The sequence below is a fragment of the Altererythrobacter sp. Root672 genome, assembly GCF_001427865.1.
In the GTDB taxonomy this organism is placed as follows: domain Bacteria; phylum Pseudomonadota; class Alphaproteobacteria; order Sphingomonadales; family Sphingomonadaceae; genus Croceibacterium_A.
Window position 1 is genome coordinate 42,792 of the sequence record NZ_LMHH01000005.1, and the last position, 19,380, is coordinate 62,171.

A 19,380-nucleotide genomic window follows, 5' to 3' on the forward strand; every position below is an offset into this window, starting at 1 on the left:
CGCTAGAAGGGGGCGATGTGCAATCTCTACCGCATGGAGAAGGCCCCCGACGCGATCGTCGGCCTCGCCCGCGAGCTGGGGCGCGAGATCGCGTTCCCCGAGGGCGTGCCCAACTTCGAGCCGCGCGATGTACGGATCACCGAGCGCGCGCCGATCGTGCGGACCGCGGCTTCGGGAGCGCTGGAACTGGTCGAACGCCGCTGGAGTTGGCCGGCGCCGACAGGAAAGCCGGTCTTCAACTTCCGCGGCGAAGGCCGCCGCTTCGCACCAGCCGAACGCTGCGTGGTCCTGACTGACGGCTTCTACGAATTCACCACGCCGGAAGACCCCAAGGCCAAGCGCAAGGACCGCTGGCTGTTCACCTGGCCGGAGCACGACTGGTTTGGGATCGCGGGTATCGTGCGCCACGATCCCAAGGTGGGCGAGGCGTTCACGCTGCTCACCTGCGAGCCGGGACCTGATATCGAGCCCTATCACAACCGGCAGGTCGTGCTGCTTAGCCCGGCGGCCTGCTTTGGCTGGCTCGATGCGGCAGAGGCTGAGGGGGCCTTTATCCAGCCTCTGCCGAGTGGATCCCTAATGGTCGCGCGGGCTTAGTAATGGTAACGGCACTGCGCCACTTCGAGCGCTTGCGCCTCTTCCTTCCCACTGACTCGATAGACCAAGCGATGCTCCTGGTTGATCCTCCGCGACCACCAGCCTGCCAGACTGCCACCGAGGGGTTCCGGCTTGCCGGTGCCTCGGAACGGCTCACGCAGACATTCCTTGAGAAGTCCGTTCAAGCGTTTGAGCACCTTCGGATCTTCGGTCTGCCAGTAAAGATAATGCCCCCAAGCGCGATCCGAGAAGACCAGCTTCACGGATCGATCAGCTCGCGCTCGACACTCTTGCCCGCATCGAGTTCCGCAATGCTCGCCAGCAATTCACGCGCGTTCGCAGGGGAGCGCAGCAAGTACATCGTCTCTTCGATCGATGCCCAATCGCTTTCGGACACTAGCACCGCACCCTCGCCGCGCTGGCGAGTGATTGCGATAGGTGTGTGATCGGCGACGACCCTGTCGATCACCGACTTCAGGTTCTCGCGCGCCTCAGAATAGCTAATGGCCTGCATGCCCTCGATATGTACAACGTATTGTCCAATTGCAAGGCGAGCTCAGAACATCTGCAACCGCGCAAGCGCTGCCAGCACCGCCGCCACCCCGAAAAGCGCGCTGAAGCTCGCCCATGCCCTCCCCGCGCGGCCTACCAGCGCCCTAGCAAAGTGGAGGAAGCGGTCGCCCGAGGCGAGGATCAGCGCGCCCTCTGCGACCGCGATGCCGCCGATCACGCTGACCGTGATCGAGAGCCAGTCGCCCGGCCGCCAGGGGTTCACGAGATAGATCGCCGCGCCGAGCGCCAGCGTGACCAGGCCGGTGAGGAAACGAAGGGCCGGGCTGCGCTCGAAGTCCTTGAGCATCGCCCACCAGGTGTTCGGCGCGCGCAGCTCGCCCACCGCGGCAGCCAGCGCATAGAACCCGATGAACAGCAGTATCCAGGCGGAAACGTCTGTATTTGCGGCCATATGCCGGTCTCCTCTCGGGCGAGAGGTTAGGCCTTCGCGGGCCGCAGGTCCACTGTGGCGGCTACTTAATTGCTAGAGCCCGATCGCATCGAGCAACTGGGTAATCCAGGCGCCCGTCGCCGGATCGCGCACCGGCATGGTGTTGGTGTAGGCCCAGACGCAACCGTCGACCTCCCCAGCGGCGAAGGCATCGTGGACGGTGCCGTACCAAGTCGCCCGCTGAGCCAGCGGGATGGTCTCGATCGCGCCGTACTCACCCATGAACAGCGGGCGGTTGGTGCGGGCAATGAAGTCCTTCGCCTTCTGCACATTGGCCGCAAGATCGGCGGTGTCGGTGCCGATTGGGAAAGCCACTCCGAATGGAGGCGTCGGCGTCACCCACGAGGCGCCCTGGTGAGTGAAGTTGAACGGATCGTAGTAGTGGAAGGTCGCGACCAGATAGGCGTCGTTGGGTAGCGGCAAGGTCGAGAGCGAATTGATCCCGCTCCAGAACTCGCCCCCGATCACCACCGGACGCGTGGGATTGGTCGCGCGAACCTCGCGCAAGGCGGGCTCCAGTACCGAGCGCAAGTTCGCATGGGTGATCTGGTCGTGCGGCTCGTTGAGCAGCTCGAACCACACCATGCCGTCCTTGTTGCGGAAGCGTTCCGCGATCTGCTTCCACAGCCCGGCAAAGCGCGGCGTTTGCGCGGCCGGATTGGCGAATAGGTTCCCCTGCGGATCCTCGTAGTGATGCAGGTCTAGGATCACCCGCAGCCCCGCCGCCCGCGCGGTGTCGACCACGTGCTCGACCCGGTTCATGAAGGCCGCATCGATCGTGTAGGGCGCGGTCGTGGCGGCGTGGTTGGAGAACCGCACCGGCAAGCGCACCGTCTCGAACCCTTGCGCCTTGATCTCGGCAAAGTCGCTGTCGACGATTGCCCTGCCCCAGTCGCCCTCGTTTGGAGCTTCGAGGTGGTTGCCCATGTTCACGCAGGGCCCGATGCGGGTGTTGGCGTTGGTCAGCACCGGCGTCGCGGATGATGTCGGCGTTGGCGAGGGAGAAGGCGTGACCGTGGGTGTGGGAGTGGGCGCTCCTGCCCCGGCCGAGGGACCCGAGCCGCCACCGCAGGACGATAGTGCCACGACGCCACACGTCAGCACCGCGCCGATTGCGCAAGCCTTCTTCCAACGAGCTGAGCGCGCACGCATGATCCAGGCCTCCCCCTTATTCTTGTTAGCGCTACCATGCCGCGACCCCGCATACGGTGTCAATCGCCAGCCCGTGTGATATGCTCGGCCGCCCAGGGATGTGCAGCCGCGACGGCGTGCGCCGGCGGCCGCCCGAGAGGAGTGTCGCCATGAAGACTGCCTCAAGATACGTATTTGGCCTCGTCGTTGTGCTCGGCCTGTCAGCCAGCGCCGCCGCGCATCATGGGTGGGCCTGGACCGAAGACCAGGAAACCCGCCTCACCGGCACGATCGTGTCGATCAGCTACGGCAATCCGCACATGCACTTGCAGGTCCGCACCGAGCAGGGCGGGGTGTGGGAAGTCGACCTCTCGCCGCCGATCGTGGCGCAGGGTTCGGGCTTCGGGCCTGGCGCAGCGAAGGCCGGCGACAAGGTCGTGCTGACGGGACATCGAGCGCGCGATCGGGACCTGCTCGCCTTCAAGGGCGAGACCATCACCGTCGGCGGCAAGACCTACGACGTCTATCCGCAGCGCGAAAAATCGTTGCGGCCGACCGCCTGACGCATGCCTAGCCCGGTCTGGCGCGCACTCCCCTTGTCGGGTGGCAGGCCCGACCGCATACCGCCGGCTGTCTTGGACAGAGGATTTCGACTCATGCGGTGCCTGTCGCTTGCCGGCGCGGCTCTGGTCATTGCCACGTTGGGTTCGATCCCCAGCCCAGCGGACGCCCAAAGAAGCACTTCAGCACAGCGGACCACCGCGGCGCAGCGGGCGGCAAACGCAGCAGCACAGAGAGCCAAAGAGGACGAAACGTGGTGCTGGGATGCGGGCGAGCAATTCTCACCCGCCCAGCGGATCGCCGGCTGCAACGGCCTGCTCCGATCCCGCACCCTCGCCGCCGAGGATCGGCCTTACGTAATCGCCATGCTCGGGTACACGCACCACGAGCTCCGGCAATACGACGAGGCGCTCGAGAAGTTCTCCGAGAAGATCCGCCTGCAGCCGGAAGTGGCCGATGGCTATGGCTGGCGCGGCGATGTCTACCTTGAGCAGGGTGAGAACGAGCAGGCGGTCGACGACTATTCGAAGGCGCTCAACCTCCAGCCCGATTCACCGGATGCTGCCGGGTGGTTCCAGAACCGCGGAATGGCGCGCGCCCGTCTCGGCGACTTCAAGGGTGCCCTGCAGGACTACGACCGGTCGCTTGCGAAGGGCGGACCCGACGCGTCGCTGTCGCTCAGCCGGGGCGATGTCTTCGTCGACCAGCGGAAGTACCGCGACGCGGTCGAGGAATATTCGGAAGCCGTCGAACTAGCTCCTCAGGACGCCCACACCTGGAACGCGCGCTGTTGGGCCCGCGCGGCGCAGGGGCGCAATCTGGATAGGGCGCTCGACGATTGCGAAAAGTCGCTGAGCCTCGACGGCAACAACCCCGACGCCCACGACAGCCGCGGCCTGGTCCATCTCAAGCAGAAGGAGTGGGAAGCGGCGGTGGAGGACTACGAGACCGCGCGCACGCTCGACGCTGCGACGGCGTCAGCCTATTTTGGCCATGCGATCGCGCTGCAAAGGCTCGACCGCGACGACGAGGCCGAAGCGGATTTCAAGAAAGCCCTCGCGCTCGATCCGAAGATCGCGGAGAAGTACGAAGCGTGGGGCGTCAAGCGGCGGTAATCCCACCGGACCCCTCTCCCTGGGAGAGGGCTAGCTTACCCCGCCGCCTGCCACTGCCGGATCGCCTCGATCGGCCAGAACAGCATGATGACATTGAGCGTCAGGTTGTCGCGGATCACCCATAGCGTCAGCAGCTCAAGGAACAGCGCCAGAGCCACGCTCGCCCATGTCGGCAGGCGCGAGGCGACCATGAAGCCGACGATCATCCAGCCGATATCGGCCGCAGAATTGATGATGGAATCGCCGCTGTAGCCGAAACTGACAGTGACCGAGCGGTAGCGGTCGATCACCATCGGCGTGTTCTCGGAGATCTCCCATGCCGCCTCAACGAAGACGGCGATCGGCAGCGCCCAGCGCGCCGGCTTGCCACCAAACAGCCCGAACTTGATCCACAGCAGCCAGGCGAAGAAGTACATGATCAGGCCGTGGGTGAAGTGGCTGGGCGAATACCAGTCGGTAATGTGCTGGCTGTTGCCGTTGGATTCGACCACGCCGTGCCACAGCTTGATCTCGCCGCAGGTGCAGATCGGCGGCCGGTCCATCGCGAACAGAATCGCGATCGTCAGCAGGAATAGGGCCAGCGTCGCCAGCCAGGCGGCGCGGTGCGGCTTCAAAGTCATCGATTGCCCCCCGGAAACGAACCCCGCCGCTGGCGCTAGAGCCTAGGTTGCCCCGTTCTGCCCGTACCAGGTGACGAATTCGGCAGTGATGTCCTGCGCGCCGGCGCTTTGCAACCCGGGAAGGTCCGTAGACCGGGCCATCTTGATCTGGCTGCAGCCGCGCCCGTTGCCGTAAGTTTGTGCCCCTTGGCTGATGCGAGCCTGGACCGGACCCACGAGTTCAGCCTGGCGAGCGGCGTAGTCGGATTTGAGCTGGTCCTGCTTGGCACTGAGTTGCGACCGCAAGTGCTGTTCCTCTTCCGAGGGTCCCGTTTCGTTGCGTTCGACCGGCGCGCCGTTTTCGTCCACCTCTTGCTGCTGCGGCCGGTTCGTGGCTTGCAGGCGGTCGAGCGCGGCCTTGAGGCGGTTCACTTCCTCGACTTGTGGGCGCAGTGCCTCGTCGAGCTTACGGATTGCGCTGCCGAGTTCATCGATCCCGCCCGGCGGAGCGGCCACGAGTTTGGGCACCTGGATGTAACAGGACGATCCCGCGCCTTCTTGCGCTGAGGCGGGTACAGAAGCCGCTGCGATTGTGCAGCCGGCAGTAAGCAAGATCAGTTTCATGACCTCTCTCCCAAAAGGTCCGGGAGAGGAAGCTATCACAGATGCGGCCGTGGTCAACGCAGGGGCAGGCGTTGCACCGCCTGTTTCATCGGCTAAGTGGTTGGGCATGGCTGATCGGGACTGCGATATCGCCCTCGTCGGCGGCGGATTGTCCGGCGGTCTGATCGCGCTTGCCCTGGCGCGGCACAGGCCGGACCTCACGGTCGCGTTGCTTGAAGCCGGCGACCGCCTGGGCGGCAATCACCGCTGGAGCTGGTTTGAGAGCGACCTGACGCCTGAGGGCGCCGAGCTGCTCGACAGCTTCCGGATCACACGCTGGGACCGGGGCTACGACGTATGCTTCCCCGGCTTCTCGCGCCATCTTGGCACCCGCTACCGCTCGCTCACTTCAACTGACTTTGCCGACGGGTTGGAGCGCCTCCTTCCCAACGGGACCATCCGCTGCGCCACCGATGTGCAGTCACTCGACCGGGACGGGGTAACGCTGGCCGGAGGAGAGCGGGTCTCGGCCAAAGCAGTCATCGACTGCCGCGGCTTCGAACTGCCGTCGCCGCTCAACGGTGGCTGGCAGGTCTTCATGGGCCGGCACTTGCGAACCACTGCCCCGCACGGGATCGAGCACCCGGTGATCATGGACGCGGACGTCGAGCAGATCGGCGGCTACCGCTTCGTCTATGTCCTTCCGCTCGGGCCGAACGAGATCTTCGTCGAGGATACCTACTACCTGGACGAACCCGTGCTCGACCGAGAGGAGCTCTCGGCGCGGATCGACGGTTATTGCCGGGACAACGGCTGGACTGGCGAGATCTTGGGAACCGAAACGGGAGTCCTGCCGGTAATCACCGGCGGCAGCTTCGCGGCCTTCCAGCAAGCGCAACGGATCGAGGGCGTCGGCGTGGCCGGCGCGCGCGGCGGGTACGCGCATCCTTTGACGAGTTACACCCTGCCCTTCGCGGTGGAGACGGCGCTTGCGATCGCTGGGGCGAACACCGTCTCGGGCGAAGAAATCGCAACGCTGCTCGAACAACGCGCCAGCCGCCACTGGCGTTCGACGAGGTTCTACCGCAAACTCGGCGCCATGCTGTTCCGCGCCGCCCGACCCGAAGACCGCTGGCAGATCTTCGCCCGGTTCTATCGCCTGCACCGCAGTCTGATCGAACGCTTCTACGCCGCCCGTTCGACCCGAGCCGACAAGGCCCGCATCCTCTGCGGCCGTCCGCCAGTACCGGTACACCGCGCGGTGCGAGCCATGCTGGAGGCCGCGTGAGCAGCGTCGCAGGCAGACGCGCCTGTGTGATCGGCGCCGGCTTCGGCGGGCTCGCGCTCGCCATCCGGCTGCAAGCTGCGGGTGTGGCGACCACGCTGATCGAGGCGCGCGACAAGCCTGGTGGCCGCGCCTACTATTGGCAGCGCGACGGGTTCACCTTCGACGCCGGGCCTACTGTGATTACCGACCCCGATTGCCTGCGCGAGCTCTGGGCGCTCACCGGCCATGACATGGCTGCCGATGTCGAGCTGCTCCCGGTCATGCCGTTTTACCGCCTGAGCTGGCCCGATGGGACGGTGTTCGACTACTCGAACGACGAGAACGAACTGCGCCGTGAGATCGCCCGGATCGATCCGGGCGACATCGCCGGATACGACGCCTTTCTCCAGTACTCGGCGGCGGTCTACGAGGAAGGCTACGTCAAGCTCGGCGCAGTGCCGTTCCTCGACTTTCAGAGCATGATCAAAGCCGCGCCCGCCCTGGCGAAACACCAGGCCTGGCGGTCGGTCTACAATGTGGTCAGCAAGCATGTGCGGAGCGAAAAGCTGCGCCAGGCGCTGAGCTTCCACACCCTGTTGGTCGGCGGCAATCCTTTCACCACCAGCAGCATTTACGCGCTGATCCACAAGCTCGAGAAGGACGGCGGCGTCTGGTGGGCGCGTGGCGGTACCAACCGCCTGGTTGCAGGGATGCTGCGCCATTTCGAGCGGCTCGGCGGCGAGGTCCGCCTGCATGATCCAGTGGTCCGGATCGACAGCACCGGCAACCGCGTGGAGCAGGTCGAAACGCAAAGCGGCTGGCAAGGCCGGTTCCATGCCGTCGCCAGCAACGCCGACATCGTGCATTCCTACCGCGACCTGCTCGGCAGCAGCCAGCGAGGGCAAGTCATGGGCAAGCGGCTGGCGAAGAAGCGCTTCAGCCCTTCGCTGTTCGTGGTGCATTTCGGGATCGAAGGGCACTGGCCGGGCATTCCCCATCATATGATCCTGTTCGGACCGCGTTACGAAGGCTTGCTCGACGATATCTACGTCAACGGCGTGCTGCCGGCTGACTTCTCGATCTACCTCCATCACCCCTCGGTGACCGACCCGACGATGGCGCCCGAGGGGATGAGCACGTTCTATGCCCTGGTGCCCGTCGCCCACATGGGCAAGCTGGCGATCGACTGGGAACAGTACGGCCCGCTGCTCGAAAAGCGCATTCTCGACGAAGTCGGCCGGCGGCTGATCCCCGACATCCACGACCGCATCCTGACCAAGTTCCACTACGCCCCGCGCGACTTCGCGCTCGACCTCAACGCCCATGTCGGCAGCGCCTTCAGCCTGGAGCCGATCTTGACGCAGAGCGCCTATTTCCGCGGCCACAACCGCGATGACGTGCTGCACAACTTCTACCTCGTCGGCGCCGGCACGCACCCGGGTGCGGGCATCCCCGGCGTCGTCGGCAGCGCCAAGGCGACCGCGGGACTGATGCTGGAGGACCTGGCGCGATGAAACGCCTTGCGGTCTATTGCGGCTCTGCCTCGCCAGCCGATCCTCGCTACGAGGAACTGGCGATGGATGTCGGCAAGGCGCTCGCCCTGCGCGGCATCGGCGTGGTCTATGGCGGTGGCAAATTGGGCTTGATGGGTGCGGTCGCGGCCGGGGCCTTGCTTGAAGGTGGCGAGGTCGTGGGCGTCATCCCCGATGCGCTGGTCAAAGCCGAGGTGGCCAACAAAGCCTGCACAGAGCTGCACGTCGTTTCGACCATGCACGAACGCAAGGAAGCCTTCACCGACCTCTCCGACGGGTTCCTTACCCTGCCGGGCGGCGTCGGTACGATGGACGAGCTGTGGGAGGCTCTTAGCTGGGCCCAGCTTGGCTACCACGCGAAGCCGGTCGGGCTGCTCAACGCCTATGGCTTCTACGACGGCCTGATCGAATTCTACCACCGCATGGGCGAAAGCGGCTTCATCCGGGCCGAGCACCGCAGCGTGCTGATCCAGAACACCGAGCTCGATCCGCTGCTGGCGAGCATGGAGAGCTATGTGCCGCACCGGCCTATCTTCCGGATGACCGCGGAGGAGCTCTAGCGCCATGGTGATCCGCAGTTTCAAGGACCGCCGCCCGCGCCTTCTCGCGCCGTCGCGCATCCTCCGCCCCCCGGTGCGGCAAGTCGGCGGAGGGCGCGAGCGCGAGGAGTTGGTCGATGAAGCGCGCGCGTCTATTGCCAAGGGCAGCAAGAGCTTCGCCCTCGCCAGCCGCCTGTTCGATCGTCCGACGCGCGAAAAGGCCTGGCTGCTCTATGCCTGGTGCCGCCGCTGCGACGACATTGCCGACGGACAGGAGTTCGGCTGGCGGACAAACGACGAGGAACTCGCCGAACACTACATCCAGGCGCTGCGCATCCTCACTCGCCGCGCGCTCGATGGACAGCCCACCGCAGACCCCGCGTTCGATGCCTTCGGCCAGGTTGCGCTCGAGGCCCGACTGACTGAGCAGATGGCCAATGACGTGATCGCCGGCTTCGAACTCGACGCCGAAGGCTGGCGTCCGCGCACCGAGGGCGACCTGATGCGTTACTGCTATCACGTGGCGGGGGCTGTCGGAGTGATGATGGCCAACGTCATGGGCGTGCCCGACGATGACGAGAGCATGCTCGACCGGGCGTGCGACCTCGGCCTGGCGTTCCAGCTCGCCAACATCGCGCGCGACATGTCGGAGGACGATGCGGCAGGCCGCTGTTACCTACCGGTCGAGTGGCTGGTCGAGGCCGACATCCCGCCCGGCGAGCACATGAAGCCGAAACATCGCGAAGAGCTCGTCGTGCTGGTCAGCCGCCTTGTCGACCTGGCCGAACAGCACGAAACCGCCGCACGGTTCGGCGCCGCGCAGCTGCCGTTCCGCCAGCGCTGGGCGGTGCTGTCGGCGGCGAACATCTACCTCGCCATCGCGCGCAAGGTCCGCGCCCGTGGCGTAAAGGCCTGGGATCACCGGGTGACGGTATCCTTGCTGGAGAAGCTCGGCGCGGTGTTCCGGGCACTTTCGCAGGCGTTCAGCCGGCCGCGCGAACCTGACGAATGGCCGCGCTGGACTCGCGGCGAGATCCTCGTTGCAGTGCGAATGGAAGGTCCGATTGCTCCGATCCCGATGACCCCGCTGCCGGATGAGGAATCATGATTCGCTCGCTCCTGATCGCCAACCGCGGAGAGATCGCCTGCCGGGTCATCCGCACCGCTCGGGCCATGGGTGTCCGCACGGTTGCCGTCTATTCGGACGCCGACGCCAAGGCGCTTCACGTGCGCCAGGCGGACGAGGCGGTGCATATCGGGCCCTCGCCCGCAGCAGAGAGCTACTTGCGCGGCGACCGGATCATCGAGGCGGCCAAAGCTACAGGGGCCGAAGCGATCCATCCGGGCTACGGCTTCCTCAGCGAGAACGCCGAGTTTGCGGAAGCGGTGACCGAGGCCGGGCTGATCTGGGTCGGCCCCCACCCTCAGAGCATTCGCGCGATGGGCCTGAAGGACGCGGCCAAGAAGCTGATGCAGGGCGCCGGCGTGCCGGTCACGCCGGGCTACATGGGCGCGGACCAGGCACCCGAGCGCCTGCTGGTCGAGGCTGAGCAGATCGGCTGGCCGGTACTGATCAAGGCCGTCGCAGGCGGCGGCGGCAAGGGCATGCGCAGGGTCAATGCGCCCGATCAGTTCCTCGACCTGCTGGAGAGCTGCCAGCGCGAGGCGAAAGCCAGCTTCGGCAATGACGAAGTGCTGCTGGAGAAGTGGATCACTTCGCCCCGCCACATCGAGGTGCAGGTGTTCGGCGACACCCACGGCAACGTGGTGCACCTGTTCGAGCGCGACTGCTCACTTCAGCGCCGCCACCAGAAGGTGATCGAGGAAGCGCCCGCCCCCGGCATGGACCCAGCCACGCGCGAGGCGATCTGCGCGGCGGCGGTGCGGGCGGCGAAGGCCGTCGACTACGTCGGGGCGGGCACGATCGAGTTCATCGCCGACGCCAGCGAGGGCCTCAGCGCCGAGCGCATCTTCTTCATGGAGATGAACACCCGCCTGCAAGTCGAGCATCCGGTGACCGAGGAGATCACCGGGGTTGATCTGGTGGAGTGGCAGTTGCGGGTCGCGAGCGGGGAACCACTGCCGAAGCGGCAGGACGAGTTATCCATCAAGGGCTGGGCGATGGAAGCGCGGCTCTATGCGGAGGACCCGGCGACGGGGTTCCTGCCCAGCACGGGGCGGCTGGATCGCTTGCACTTCCCCTATGGGGTGCGCGTGGAGACAGGTGTCGAGGAGGGCGACGCCATTTCTCCCTACTACGATCCGATGATCGCCAAGCTCGTCACCTCGGCTGGAGACCGCGAAACTGCACGGCGCGCCCTAGCGACGGCCTGTGGCGAAACATCGTGCGCGCCGGTGAAGACCAACGCCTGGTTTCTCAAACGGCTGCTCGAGACGGAACAGTTCGCCATCGGCAAGGTCGAAACCGGCTTCATTGCCAATCATGAGGAGGCGTTGACTACCCGTTCAGCTCCGTCGGACCGAGCTCTTAGCGATACGCTGGACTGGTTGCTGCGCGCGTCGGGCAACTACGACCCGCGAGTGAGCGGCCTCACGGCCTTTCGGCTGAATGCGCCTCCCCAGTCGCAGCAGGTGATGGCCGTCGATGGTCACCCCATCGCGTTCACCTACTCACCGACACCGCCTGGCGAAGACTATCAGCACGGTTTCCGCGACATGCCGGATTCGGACGCACAACTCCTGAGTGTGGATGGCGACAGCTTCGTTATCGACTGGCCGCGGACTCAAGGCACATCGGGAAGCTCGGCTGCCGACGGAGCGATCCTCTCGCCAATGCCCGGCAAGGTGATCGCAGTCGATGTGGCTGAAGGTGACACCGTGAGCAAAGGCCAGCGGCTGCTCGTGCTTGAGGCGATGAAGATGGAGCATGCACTGACTGCGCCGTTCGATGGAACAGTGGCGGAGCTCACGGTGACGGCAGGTCAGCAGGTGCAAGTAGAGGCCTTGCTCGCCCGGGTGGAGAAAGCCGCCTAGTCCTCCTCACCGTTCCGGGGAGGATTGCGCACGCGCCTCCACTGCGGCACTCTCACTCCAAACAAGGTCTTCGGGGGGATACCAATGGCCACTACGGCAGCCGCAGCAGACGCGCCCTTAGGCGATTCACAGTTCAAGGTGATCGCCGCGAGCTCGCTCGGCACTGTGTTCGAGTGGTACGACTTCTACCTCTACGGCCTGCTGGCAACGATCATCACCGCGCAGTTCTTTTCCGGTGTGAACGAGACGACCGGCTTCATTCTCGCCCTCGCCGCCTTTGCCGCCGGCTTCGCGGTGCGGCCGTTCGGGGCCTTGGTGTTCGGGCGGATTGGCGATCTGGTCGGGCGCAAGAACACCTTCCTCGTGACCATGGGCCTGATGGGCGCTTCGACTTTCGCCGTCGGGCTGCTGCCGTCCTACGCCTCGATCGGTGTCGCTGCCCCGCTCATGCTGGTCGGGCTGCGGCTGATCCAAGGCCTGGCGCTCGGCGGTGAATACGGCGGCGCGGCCACTTACGTCGCCGAGCATGCGCCAGAGGGGAAGCGCGGGTTCTACACCAGCTTCATCCAGACCACCGCCACGCTCGGCCTGTTCGCAGCGCTGCTTGTAGTCATCGGCCTGCGCACCTGGATGGGCGAGGCTGCCTTTGCCGACTGGGGCTGGCGCCTGCCGTTCCTGCTGTCGGCGATCCTGCTCGGCGTTTCGTTGTGGATCCGCCTGCAACTGCAAGAAAGCCCGGTGTTCCGGAAGATGAAGGAGGAAGGCACGACCTCCAAGGCGCCGCTGACCGAAGCCTTTGCCAAGTGGCGCAACCTGCGGCTGGTGCTGATCGCTTTGTTCGGCGCCGTCGCGGGGCAGGCGGTGATTTGGTACACGGGCCAGTTCTACGCGCTGTTCTATCTCGAGCGCATCCTCAAGGTCGATGGCGGGACGGCCAACGTGCTCGTCGCCGTTGCGCTGATCATCGGCACGCCGTTCTTCGTCGTGTTCGGCTGGCTGTCCGACAAGATCGGCCGCAAGCCCATCATCCTAACCGGCTGTGCGCTGGCAGCGATCCTCTATTTCCCGCTGTTCGGCGCGCTGACCGAGGCCGCGAACCCCGCCCTCGCCCATGCCCAGGCGCGCGCGCCGGTCGTGGTGGTCGCGCGGCCCGAGACTTGCTCGGTCCAGTTCGATCCGATCGGCAAGACGACCTTCGACAAGACGGGCTGCGACATCGCCAAGTCAGCGCTGGCCAAGGCCGGCATCCCTTACGCGAACCAGGAAACGCCGGGCGATAGCGTGGTCATGATCGGCGACGTCCAGCTCGACATCCACGACAAGGCCACGTTCAATGCGGCCCTTACTCCGGCGCTGGAGGCAGCGGGCTATCCGCTCAAGGCTGATCCGGCGCAGACCAATACAGCGATGGTCATCGCGATCCTCACGGTCCTCGTACTGCTGGTGACCATGGTCTACGGCCCGATCGCGGCACTGCTGGTCGAGCTGTTCCCCAGCCGCATTCGCTACACCGCGATGAGCCTGCCATACCACATCGGCAACGGCTGGTTCGGCGGTTTCCTGCCGACCATAGCCTTCGCCATGGTGGCGTCCTCGGGCGATATCTACGCCGGGCTATGGTATCCGATCATCGTGGCCGTGCTGACCGTGATTGTCGGCCTGCTGTTCCTGCCCGAGACCTTCAAGCGGTCGATCGACCAACAGCATTAAGGAGAAAATCCTCCCCCTCGGGGGAGGGGAACCATCCGCAGGATGGTGGAGGGGCACCCTCGCTTAACCCGATCGCGGAGGTCAGGAGCACTCGCACGTGCCCCTCCACCCCCGCCTTCGGCGGCGGTCCCCCTCCCCGTTCCGAGGAGGAGTTAGGCCATGGCCTTCGCGGGTGGGTTGAGGCGGCGGAACAGCCGGCCGCTCTCGCTGTAGGACACCAGCAACAGCGCGCTGACGCTGCAGATCAGCAGCGCATGGGCGAAAGGCTGCGCAGTGCCGTCATAGGCCTGGCCGATGATCAGCCCGACCACGGCCGCGCCGAACATGCGGAAGAAGGTCTGGATGCTGCTCGCCGCGCCGGCGATCTTGGCGAACGGCTGCATCGCGATCGAACCGAAGTTCGCGCCGAGGAAGCCGAGCAGGCCGAGGTTCGTCGCCATAAGCGGCAGGAACCAGGCGATGCTGTCAGGCCGGTAGTGCGCGGCCCAGACCTGCACCATGCTAACGACGATGAACACCAGCACACCGGTATGCGACACCCGCCGCGCGCCGAAGCGCTCGACGATGCGCGAATTGACCAGGTTCGACACCACCATCATCGCCGCCGTGGCGCCGAACACGACCGGGAACATATCGCCCATGCCGAAGTGTTCGCCGATCAGCTGCTGCGCACTGTTCACGTAGCCGAACACCGCACCGATCAGCAGCATCGTGCCGAGCACGTAGCCAATCGAGGCGCGGTTGAGCAGCGCCACGCGCATGTTCTTGGCGATCACCGGCACGTCGATCCGCTGACGGTATGCGGGGTCGAGCGTCTCGGGGAGCCGCTTCCACACCCATATCCCGGCGAGCACGGACATCCCTGAAAGCAGCACGAAGATCCACCGCCAGCCAGCAAACAACAGCACCGCCTGCCCCAGGCTAGGCGCGATTACCGGCACCGCGATGAACACGGCGCTGACCAGGCTCATCAACCGCGCCATGCGGTCGCCTTCGTATTGGTCGCGGATGATTGCGGTGGGCACGACCATCAGGCCGGCTGTCAGCATGCCCTGCATCCCGCGCAGGGCCAGCAGCACGTAGAAGTCCTGCACCAGCGCAATCAACAGCGAGAACACGGTGTAAGCCGCAAGCGAAAACAGCAGCAGCGGCCGGCGTCCGAAACGATCCGCAAAGGCTCCAGGAACGAGGCAGCCGATCCCGTTCGCCAGCAGGTAAACCGCGATGACCAACTGGCGTTGGTTGCCCCCTGCAGCGCCGAGTTCGCGCGCCATGTCGTCGAGCGCCGGCAGCATGCCGTCGATCGTAAGCGCGTTGAGGCTCATCAACAGGGCGACCATTACCACCAGCTCCTTGCGGCCGATGGTCTTCTTGTCGTGCGGGACTCCGGTTATCGTCATGCCGGCGCCCGTAGACCCATGTTGCGGTGCAACACAACGGTTAGATTGCTTTGATGACCCCTACCGCTCCTTCTCCGACCTCTGACGATGATGAGGCGGCGCTTGGCCTGCGCAAGATCATCCACGTCGACATGGACGCCTTCTTCGCCAGCGTGGAGCAGCGCGACAACCCGGAGTTGCGCGGCAAACCCGTGGCGGTCGGAGGGTCGAGTGGACGCGGCGTGGTGGCGGCGGCGAGCTATGAGGCGCGCAGGTTCGGCGTGCGCTCCGCCATGCCCTCGGTCACGGCCAAGCGCCTCTGCCCCGACCTGATCTTCTGCAAGGCGCGCTTCGATGCCTACACTGAGGTCTCGCAGCAAATCCGCGCCATCTTTCTCGAATTCACCCCGCACGTCGAACCGCTGAGCCTCGACGAAGCCTATCTCGACGTGACCGAGGACTTGCGCGGGATCGGCTCCGCCACCCGCATCGCCGAGCTGATCCGCCAGCGTATTCGCGAAGAGACCCAGCTCACCGCCAGCGCGGGCGTGTCATACAACAAGTTCCTCGCCAAGCTCGCCAGCGACCAGAACAAGCCCGACGGCCTGTGCGTGATCCGCCCGGGCCAGGGCGCGGCCTTCGTGCAGAGCCTGCCGGTGCGGCGGTTCCACGGCATCGGCCCGCGCGGGGCGGAGAAGATGGCGAAGCTGGGGATCGAAACCGGCGCCGACCTCGCGGCCAAGGACATCGCCTGGCTGCGCAGCCACTTCGGCAGCTTCGCCGACTACCTCTACCGCGCTGCGCGGGGGATCGACCTGCGCCCGGTCCGCGCCAACCGTATCCGCAAGTCGATCGGTGGGGAGCGCACCTTCTTCGAGGACATTTCGAGCGGCCAGGCGCTGCGCGAGGCGCTCGACAACATCATCGACATCGTCTGGGAACGGATCGCCGAGAAGGATGCGCGAGGCCGCACGGTGACGCTGAAGATGAAATACACCGACTTCCAGCTCTCGACCCGCGCCCGTTCACTGCCGCGTCCGGTCAAGGACAAGGTTGAATTCGCCAAGGTCGCCCGCGCGCTGTTGGACGAACAACTGCCCTTGCCGCTGCCGATCCGCCTGATGGGGCTGACGCTAAGCTCGCTCGAACGCGATGCGGGCGTCGAAGAGCGTCCACGGGATGAAGCGCAACTCTCGCTGCTATGATTTGAGCGCGCCGGTCTCCAGCGCGGCCACGGCCAGCGCAACCTGACTGGGGACTAGTCTCGAACAATCGGCAGGCAGATGCTCAGGGTCGAACAGGCCAGCCGCGACAATTTCGCGCATGTCAGGGCGTGGGGTGCCATTCAGCCGCGCCGCAAACAGGTGCACCGTGTCGCGCGACCCGGAAATCTCGAGCTCTCGCGCTTCCAGGAGCGTTAGGCCCGACAGTTCGCAACTCAACTCCTCGCGAAACTCGCGCGCGGCGGCCAATGCCGGATCTTCCTGCTCACCCATGCCCCCGCCTGGTGCCGTCCAGACCCGCACACCATAGGAGTGACGGACCAGCAGAACCTGCCCATGATCGTCGAACGCCAGGACGACGACGCTGGTGCGGCGCGGGCGGCTGATGATCCACCATCGCTTTCGCACGCCATCGGCCAGGCGATAGAGCTGCCGGTGCAAGGGAGCGGGGATCAGGTGAAGCATGTGACTTTCTGCGTCGCCGCCTGCAACAACCGCGTAATCGGCAGGTCACTGTCGCCTCTCGCCGCGGCCTCGAACACCGCGCGCTTGTCGCTGCCTCGAATGACGAACATCAATTCGTCACTGTCGAGCAAAGCCGGGATCGTCATGGTGATCCGGTCGAACGGGGCCTCAGGCGGAAGGGGATCGGGCGTCAGCCGACGAATGCGCTGCGTGTCGTCAGCACGCGGATCGGTGTTGGGGAAGAGCGAGGCGATGTGCCCGTCTCCACCCATTCCCAGCCACGCGAGGGCGAAGTGTGGCACCGCTTCCATCGTCGTAAGGGTAACCACTTCTGCCCCTGCCGGTTCCAGCAACTGGCGGATCTTGCCGGTATTACTCGCCGGATGGTCCTCCGGCACCAGCCGGTCGTCGCCCGGCCAGACCGTGATCCGCCGCCAGTCGAGCGACGCTCTGGCCAGGGCCGAAAGGATCGGGAACGGCGTCGAACCTCCCGGCACGGTTAGCGCCACCGGTTCGGCGGAACGGGAAAGCGCGGCTTCGATCCGCCCACGCAACCAGTCGGCGATGGCCTCGTCGGCAGCACTTTCAATGATTTCGATATCGGCCATTCAGCCCAGTATGCCTCGCGCATCGAGCCCCGTCACCAGTGCAGCGACGATCAGCAGCCCGGCAATCGTGTAGCGCAGCGGCTTAAGCGGAAGCCGGGCCTCCCATCCCGGGCCAATGGACCAGGCCGCGGTCAGTACGGCGGCGCTGCCTAACGCCCCTCCGGCTGCGGCAAGTGCAGGCGTCCCGGTCGAGGCTGCCAGGGCGAAGACCAGGAACCCGGCGGCTCCCGTTATCTGCGCCATGCCCAGCACCAGCAGGATCGCCCCGAAGGAGCGGGTCGGTTCTCGCGGAGCACGCCCCGGTCCGAGCAAGGCCAGCTCGAGGCCGGCGAGTAACAGAACGATCGCCACCAGCATCGCCTGGGCTTCTGGAAACAACTGCGCGGCAAGGCCGGCCCCGAGCCAGGCCGCCAACGCGCAGGCCACGATGCATGCGATCCAGCTGGCCACCAGTAGCCCCAGGGCCGGGCCCAGCCTCGCAGAAAGCCGCGCCACGCGCACCGCCTCTCGCCCTCCAAGGGTGGCCGCCGCAGCAGCAAGCAGGGCAAGAAAGAACGACGGCATTGAGAACCCCCCGGTCGCTCGACCCTAGACTAAGGGTGTTAGCTTTCGGAAGCCCTGCGGTGGGAATGTCCGGTTCCGGGTGATGAGCGGAGAATCCTGAATGTCCGCACTGGGTGGAAAGCAGACATAGGATTCGACCCAATCAGCAAACCACCTGGACATGGACTCGTCGGGATCCCGTTTGTCTTCTTGAGGTCTCGATAGTATTTCCCGGCGGATACGAATGAGTTGGAAACCCGAACTGAGGCTGGACTGTGCTCTTCTCACGCGCTCTCATCGGTTTCTTTGGTGCGTTATTGTTGCCCTCGCTGCTTCTCGCCCAGACCGAAGGTGAGCCACCGCCCTCGGGCAATGGCGAAATCGTTGTCACCGGTAAAGTTCCCGAGTTGCCGACCGAGCGCGAGGTTGTCCGCCAAGCCCGTCAGGTCACTCAATCGACCGGCATTCGCCACGCACCGCTACCGCGTTTCGACGGCGACCGCCTTTGTCCCGGGGTGATGGGCCTGAAAGCTGACTTCGCAGGGCTGGTTATCGACCGCATCCGGGCGAATGCTGAGCGCTTCGGCCTCTGGATGACCGACGACGACGGCAGCTGCACACCCAATTTCGTCGTGGCGTTTGTCGATGACGGACAGGCCATACTTCAGGAGATCGCCGATGGCCGGTACTGGTTGTTTAAGGACATGGCGCGCCACGAACGGATCGAGATGCTCGCAGACGACGGGCCAGCGCACGTCTGGACCACGACCCAGACCCGCTCCCGCGACGGAATGCCCCTCCCTTTGGGGCCGGATGGAAGGCAGGTGAAGGCAGACGCTGGTGGGGGCGTCGCGCGAACCTCAATCCGGGTCCGCGAAGACATTACCGGGGTGACGATCCTGTTTGACCGCGACGACGTCCGCGACAAAACCTTGGTCCAGCTGGCGGATTACGCAACAATGCGCGGATTGGCCCGAACTCGGCCAGTTGATGGTGACGGCCAGGTGATGGACACGATACTCGCGCTGTTCGACGCGAATGTGACGCCGCCGCCTGAGATGACCGCGTTCGACAACGCCTATCTCGGCGCACTCTACGCCTCGAAGTCCAACCAGACTGGCCTGACCACCATCCTAGGCGTCAAACGCGAACTGCGCCAACAGGCTACGGCAGAAACTGCAGCGGCCGAGGAGTAATCCTTCAACCCCCTCCATGCCCACAGAGAAGCCGATGGTCGGAACTCAAATGTCCGCAATAGGTCGTTTGCAGACGGGCCGCTTTGGAGCGAGTCCCGATTTGCGCTTTTGCCGGTCGGAATGACCGACATGGGTGGAAAGCGGAAATGACAGGTTATACAAAAATAGTGAAATAAGCGGACCTTCCCGGCATCTCCTGCGTCACAGCATGCCTATGTTATGCAGCCATTGTTCGACTTGCCCCGGCCACTGCGTAGTGATCGGATCGTCTGTCGGCCGCATCCCGAATGCATGACCGCCATTTGCATAGATGCG

Annotated in this window: 21 protein-coding genes; 11 read left to right on the plus strand and 10 right to left on the minus strand. The window is 65.2% G+C overall.

Features of this window, described 5'->3' with window-relative positions:
- The first annotated feature begins 15 nt into the window (after positions 1-15).
- A complete protein-coding gene (locus ASD76_RS17650; RefSeq protein ID WP_055926440.1) occupies positions 16-597 on the plus strand; it encodes an SOS response-associated peptidase family protein in 582 nt (193 codons plus the stop codon).
- On the opposite strand, the gene ASD76_RS17655 is transcribed toward ASD76_RS17650, so the two are convergent.
- The 4 genes from ASD76_RS17655 to ASD76_RS17670 all read right to left on the minus strand — a co-directional run bounded on the left by ASD76_RS17655 (position 594) and on the right by ASD76_RS17670 (position 2,752).
- Positions 594-860, minus strand: coding sequence for a Txe/YoeB family addiction module toxin (locus ASD76_RS17655; protein ID WP_055926443.1), 267 nt, complete (start codon positions 858-860; stop codon positions 594-596). The two genes, ASD76_RS17650 and ASD76_RS17655, sit on opposite strands and share 4 nt — an antisense overlap.
- A complete protein-coding gene (locus ASD76_RS17660; protein ID WP_055926446.1) occupies positions 857-1,111 on the minus strand; it encodes a type II toxin-antitoxin system Phd/YefM family antitoxin in 255 nt (84 codons plus the stop codon). Before ASD76_RS17660 ends, ASD76_RS17655 begins: the two co-directional genes overlap by 4 nt.
- 42 nt (positions 1,112-1,153) lie before the next feature.
- Entirely contained in the window at positions 1,154-1,561 is a 408-nt protein-coding gene (locus ASD76_RS17665) for a hypothetical protein (protein WP_055926449.1), read from the minus strand.
- A 72-nt stretch (positions 1,562-1,633) separates the two neighbouring features.
- Positions 1,634-2,752 carry a glycoside hydrolase family 5 protein gene (locus tag ASD76_RS17670; RefSeq protein WP_235506900.1) on the minus strand — a complete coding sequence of 373 codons (1,119 nt, stop codon included), beginning with the start codon at positions 2,750-2,752 and terminating at the stop codon, positions 1,634-1,636.
- 149 nt (positions 2,753-2,901) lie between these two features.
- Between ASD76_RS17670 and ASD76_RS17680 the strand changes: the two genes are divergently transcribed.
- Positions 2,902-3,294 carry a DUF6152 family protein gene (locus ASD76_RS17680; RefSeq protein WP_055926514.1) on the plus strand — a complete coding sequence of 131 codons (393 nt, stop codon included), beginning with the start codon at positions 2,902-2,904 and terminating at the stop codon, positions 3,292-3,294.
- A 93-nt stretch (positions 3,295-3,387) separates the two neighbouring features.
- The gene (locus ASD76_RS17685) at positions 3,388-4,407 is read left to right on the plus strand and encodes a tetratricopeptide repeat protein (RefSeq protein WP_055926458.1); all 1,020 of its coding nucleotides are present in this window, start codon (positions 3,388-3,390) and stop codon (positions 4,405-4,407) included.
- Positions 4,408-4,442: 35 nt separating this feature from the next.
- Here ASD76_RS17685 and ASD76_RS17690 read toward each other — a convergent pair whose 3' ends face one another.
- Complete coding sequence (locus ASD76_RS17690; RefSeq protein ID WP_055926461.1) at positions 4,443-5,027, minus strand: DUF2585 family protein; 585 nt, start codon at positions 5,025-5,027, stop codon at positions 4,443-4,445.
- 42 nt (positions 5,028-5,069) lie between these two features.
- Positions 5,070-5,630 (minus strand): hypothetical protein, encoded by a 561-nt coding sequence (locus ASD76_RS17695; RefSeq protein WP_055926464.1) that lies wholly within the window; start codon positions 5,628-5,630, stop codon positions 5,070-5,072.
- 106 nt (positions 5,631-5,736) lie between these two features.
- Here ASD76_RS17695 and crtY point away from each other — a divergent pair, with 106 nt between their 5' ends.
- The 6 genes from crtY (at position 5,737) to ASD76_RS17725 (ending at position 13,651) form a co-directional block, all read left to right on the plus strand.
- On the plus strand, positions 5,737-6,897 hold the full coding sequence (gene crtY / locus ASD76_RS17700; RefSeq protein WP_055926467.1) for a lycopene beta-cyclase CrtY: 1,161 nt from the start codon (positions 5,737-5,739) through the stop codon (positions 6,895-6,897).
- Complete coding sequence (locus ASD76_RS17705) at positions 6,894-8,390, plus strand: phytoene desaturase (protein ID WP_055926470.1); 1,497 nt, start codon at positions 6,894-6,896, stop codon at positions 8,388-8,390. Before crtY ends, ASD76_RS17705 begins: the two co-directional genes overlap by 4 nt.
- Complete coding sequence (locus ASD76_RS17710; RefSeq protein ID WP_055926473.1) at positions 8,387-8,968, plus strand: TIGR00730 family Rossman fold protein; 582 nt, start codon at positions 8,387-8,389, stop codon at positions 8,966-8,968. The genes ASD76_RS17705 and ASD76_RS17710 overlap by 4 nt, the downstream gene beginning before the upstream one ends.
- Before the next feature lie 4 nt (positions 8,969-8,972).
- Positions 8,973-10,055: a phytoene/squalene synthase family protein gene (locus ASD76_RS17715; protein WP_055926476.1), complete on the plus strand. Its 1,083-nt coding sequence runs from the start codon at positions 8,973-8,975 to the stop codon at positions 10,053-10,055.
- Positions 10,052-11,941 carry an acetyl/propionyl/methylcrotonyl-CoA carboxylase subunit alpha gene (locus tag ASD76_RS17720; protein ID WP_055926479.1) on the plus strand — a complete coding sequence of 630 codons (1,890 nt, stop codon included), beginning with the start codon at positions 10,052-10,054 and terminating at the stop codon, positions 11,939-11,941. Before ASD76_RS17715 ends, ASD76_RS17720 begins: the two co-directional genes overlap by 4 nt.
- Positions 11,942-12,025: 84 nt before the next feature.
- Entirely contained in the window at positions 12,026-13,651 is a 1,626-nt protein-coding gene (locus tag ASD76_RS17725) for an MFS transporter (protein ID WP_055926482.1), read from the plus strand.
- A 152-nt stretch (positions 13,652-13,803) separates the two neighbouring features.
- Here ASD76_RS17725 and ASD76_RS17730 read toward each other — a convergent pair whose 3' ends face one another.
- On the minus strand, positions 13,804-15,051 hold the full coding sequence (locus ASD76_RS17730; RefSeq protein WP_055926485.1) for a multidrug effflux MFS transporter: 1,248 nt from the start codon (positions 15,049-15,051) through the stop codon (positions 13,804-13,806).
- Positions 15,052-15,104: 53 nt separating this feature from the next.
- On the opposite strand from ASD76_RS17730, the gene dinB reads away from it, so the two are divergent.
- Complete coding sequence (gene dinB / locus ASD76_RS17735; protein ID WP_055926490.1) at positions 15,105-16,235, plus strand: DNA polymerase IV; 1,131 nt, start codon at positions 15,105-15,107, stop codon at positions 16,233-16,235.
- Here the strand turns inward: dinB and ASD76_RS17740 are convergent.
- From ASD76_RS17740 to ASD76_RS17750, 3 genes are read right to left on the minus strand one after another with little or no spacing between them, the layout of a single operon-like run.
- A complete protein-coding gene (locus ASD76_RS17740) occupies positions 16,230-16,718 on the minus strand; it encodes an NUDIX domain-containing protein (protein WP_055926493.1) in 489 nt (162 codons plus the stop codon). The genes dinB and ASD76_RS17740 overlap by 6 nt on opposite strands.
- A complete protein-coding gene (locus ASD76_RS17745; protein ID WP_055926496.1) occupies positions 16,706-17,326 on the minus strand; it encodes a 6-phosphogluconolactonase in 621 nt (206 codons plus the stop codon). Before ASD76_RS17745 ends, ASD76_RS17740 begins: the two co-directional genes overlap by 13 nt.
- Positions 17,327-17,890, minus strand: coding sequence for a hypothetical protein (locus tag ASD76_RS17750; protein ID WP_055926500.1), 564 nt, complete (start codon positions 17,888-17,890; stop codon positions 17,327-17,329).
- Between the two features lie 299 nt (positions 17,891-18,189).
- Here ASD76_RS17750 and ASD76_RS17755 point away from each other — a divergent pair, with 299 nt between their 5' ends.
- Positions 18,190-19,065: a hypothetical protein gene (locus ASD76_RS17755; protein WP_156457811.1), complete on the plus strand. Its 876-nt coding sequence runs from the start codon at positions 18,190-18,192 to the stop codon at positions 19,063-19,065.
- Positions 19,066-19,380: the final 315 nt, after the last annotated feature.

What these genes read in the sequence shown, in the direction of transcription:
- ASD76_RS17650 (WP_055926440.1), top strand. Translation starts at nt 16, where the DNA reads ATGTGCAATCTCTACCGCATGGAGAAGGCCCCCGACGCGATCGTCGGC.
- ASD76_RS17660 (WP_055926446.1), bottom strand. Translation starts at nt 1,111, where the DNA reads ATGCAGGCCATTAGCTATTCTGAGGCGCGCGAGAACCTGAAGTCGGTG.
- ASD76_RS17665 (WP_055926449.1), bottom strand. Translation starts at nt 1,561, where the DNA reads ATGGCCGCAAATACAGACGTTTCCGCCTGGATACTGCTGTTCATCGGG.
- ASD76_RS17670 (WP_235506900.1), bottom strand. Translation starts at nt 2,752, where the DNA reads ATGCGTGCGCGCTCAGCTCGTTGGAAGAAGGCTTGCGCAATCGGCGCG.
- ASD76_RS17680 (WP_055926514.1), top strand. Translation starts at nt 2,902, where the DNA reads ATGAAGACTGCCTCAAGATACGTATTTGGCCTCGTCGTTGTGCTCGGC.
- ASD76_RS17685 (WP_055926458.1), top strand. Translation starts at nt 3,388, where the DNA reads ATGCGGTGCCTGTCGCTTGCCGGCGCGGCTCTGGTCATTGCCACGTTG.
- ASD76_RS17690 (WP_055926461.1), bottom strand. Translation starts at nt 5,027, where the DNA reads ATGACTTTGAAGCCGCACCGCGCCGCCTGGCTGGCGACGCTGGCCCTA.
- ASD76_RS17695 (WP_055926464.1), bottom strand. Translation starts at nt 5,630, where the DNA reads ATGAAACTGATCTTGCTTACTGCCGGCTGCACAATCGCAGCGGCTTCT.
- crtY (WP_055926467.1), top strand. Translation starts at nt 5,737, where the DNA reads ATGGCTGATCGGGACTGCGATATCGCCCTCGTCGGCGGCGGATTGTCC.
- ASD76_RS17710 (WP_055926473.1), top strand. Translation starts at nt 8,387, where the DNA reads ATGAAACGCCTTGCGGTCTATTGCGGCTCTGCCTCGCCAGCCGATCCT.
- ASD76_RS17715 (WP_055926476.1), top strand. Translation starts at nt 8,973, where the DNA reads ATGGTGATCCGCAGTTTCAAGGACCGCCGCCCGCGCCTTCTCGCGCCG.
- ASD76_RS17720 (WP_055926479.1), top strand. Translation starts at nt 10,052, where the DNA reads ATGATTCGCTCGCTCCTGATCGCCAACCGCGGAGAGATCGCCTGCCGG.
- ASD76_RS17725 (WP_055926482.1), top strand. Translation starts at nt 12,026, where the DNA reads ATGGCCACTACGGCAGCCGCAGCAGACGCGCCCTTAGGCGATTCACAG.
- ASD76_RS17730 (WP_055926485.1), bottom strand. Translation starts at nt 15,051, where the DNA reads ATGACGATAACCGGAGTCCCGCACGACAAGAAGACCATCGGCCGCAAG.
- dinB (WP_055926490.1), top strand. Translation starts at nt 15,105, where the DNA reads ATGACCCCTACCGCTCCTTCTCCGACCTCTGACGATGATGAGGCGGCG.
- ASD76_RS17740 (WP_055926493.1), bottom strand. Translation starts at nt 16,718, where the DNA reads ATGCTTCACCTGATCCCCGCTCCCTTGCACCGGCAGCTCTATCGCCTG.
- ASD76_RS17745 (WP_055926496.1), bottom strand. Translation starts at nt 17,326, where the DNA reads ATGGCCGATATCGAAATCATTGAAAGTGCTGCCGACGAGGCCATCGCC.
- ASD76_RS17750 (WP_055926500.1), bottom strand. Translation starts at nt 17,890, where the DNA reads ATGCCGTCGTTCTTTCTTGCCCTGCTTGCTGCTGCGGCGGCCACCCTT.